Raw genomic sequence first — 1,944 nt, 5'->3', positions numbered from 1 at the left:
TATAAAGATAGGTTTAAGGGGTTATAAAGATAGGTTTAAGGGGTATATGAATAGATAGATTATTGACTATTTAAAATATATGACATATAACCTAGTTAAATGAATTAATCAGCTCCACATCATGACAAATAACAATAAATTAGTTGTAAAAGATAATGCTCTTATCGATGCTTCTTTTAACTTATCACTCATAGAGCAACGTATTATGCTCTTGGCCATAGTTGGAGCCAGAGAATCTTCTAATCTCACACCAGATACACCAATCGAAGTGCTTGTAAGCGATTACATTCATCAATTTAAAGTGGATAGCAATAATGCTTATGGCTTGCTCAGAGAGGCAGCAAAAACACTAAAAAGAAGAGAATTTAGTTATTTAGATAGATATAAGGGCCTAGAGGCTCTTACTACAGCAAATTGGGTAAACAAAGTGACCTATGTAGATTCTAATGGCCTTATTGTTTTATACCTTAGCAACGAAGTTATCAGCTTAATTAGCCGATTAAGCGAACAATTTACCAAATATCATATAGAGCAAGTATCTGATTTTAGAAGTAAATATAGCATAAGACTCTATGAGCTATTAATTAAATGGTTAAATGTGGCAAAAACTGAGAAATATAGTATTAACGATCTTAGATCAAAGTTAGGTCTTGACGCGACTGAATATTCAACAATGTCTAACTTTAAATCAAACGTATTAGACAGAGCAGTAAGTGAAATCAATAAACACACTAATATTACCGTTGACTATGACCAATTCAAAAAAGGACGAGTTATCACTGACATTCAATTCAGAATTAAATCGAAAGTTAGGTCATCTCAACAAGAATTAACTACAACGCCCCAAACAGCATTCCATCAAATGACAGATGCTCAAATCAATATGTTTGGCAATCAGCTTTCACGACTACCTGAATTTTCAAACTTAGCAAGTGGTAATGAAAGTTATGAGAGCCTAGCCGTAAAAATCAAAGAAATGCTAAGAGATCCAATACAACAAAAACGGTTTTTGCCTCATCTAAAGAATTTAGGCTTTAAAGCTTGAGTGTATTGAGGAATACACATATTGTATTCTTTAATACGTTTTCAAAATACACAGCAATACACTATGAATACAGCTACAAAATACAGTGTTAGTGATGCTGCAACTCTGTATAAAAAATCTCGAGCTACACTATATAAAGATATAAAAAACGGTGTATTAAGCCGTGACCACGATGGTTTTATAGATTTTTCAGAACTTCTTCGTGTCTATGGAGAACCTTTTGGAGTAAAACCAGTAAAACGTATCGATACGCCTGCAATACAAAATCAAAATACATCTGAATACACTGATAAAACAGTTGTAGAACTCAAAAATCAAATTGATTTTCTAAAAAAACAGTTAGAAAAAGCCGAAGATCGTGAAGCTAAAGCAAACGCTCGTATAGATACACTGCTGACGCTGATTGAAATGAAGCCCCCACAATCCAATATGACTACGTTTACCGATCAGAAATTTGCTCAAGATATAGCAACAGATCCTCGGTCAGAACCCGAGCCGAAAGATGACGGATTGACTACTCCAGTCGAAACAGAAAATAAGCGTATTCCAGTGCCAGAGCACGTAGAACCAGAGCAGCCGAAAAGAGGTTTTCTCAGTCGCTTTTTCTTACCGAATGGGTGAGAGCATTGTTGACTGTAGCTAATCAAAATTGTGGAACAATGGTTAAATACTAGGCGTGGAACGTGAAGAATCCATAAAAAAGCCAGATCTGGGTTGATCGGGCTGAGTAAAATTAATTAAGGTATTGATTTAAACTAAGTTAACAAATTGACTTCGCATAAGGCGTATTATGTTAATTTTAGAAAATATTAATTTTTGATAAGATAAATTTTTAATCAAAAATAAATTAATAATTATGGGCTATAGATCTGGTGGGATGATATTTCCCTTTAAAGGTA

At 33.9% G+C, this 1,944-nt stretch carries 2 protein-coding genes; both read left to right on the top strand.

Annotated elements, in window-relative coordinates; translation table 11 throughout:
- Positions 1–121 precede the first annotated feature (121 nt).
- On the top strand, positions 122–1,045 hold the full coding sequence (gene repM, locus ADA42_RS00510; protein WP_048763057.1) for a replication initiation protein RepM: 924 nt from the start codon (positions 122–124) through the stop codon (positions 1,043–1,045).
- A gap of 63 nt (positions 1,046–1,108) precedes the next feature.
- Positions 1,109–1,666, top strand: a complete 558-nt coding sequence (locus ADA42_RS00505) for a plasmid replication DNA-binding protein (protein ID WP_048763056.1) — start codon at positions 1,109–1,111, stop codon at positions 1,664–1,666.
- Positions 1,667–1,944 lie beyond the last annotated feature (278 nt).

The organism is Acinetobacter sp. 243_ASPC (genome assembly GCF_001054715.1).
GTDB lineage: Bacteria > Pseudomonadota > Gammaproteobacteria > Pseudomonadales > Moraxellaceae > Acinetobacter > Acinetobacter soli.
The sequence above is the reverse complement of the archived record's forward strand: the minus strand, read 5'-3'. Positions and strand labels throughout refer to the sequence as shown.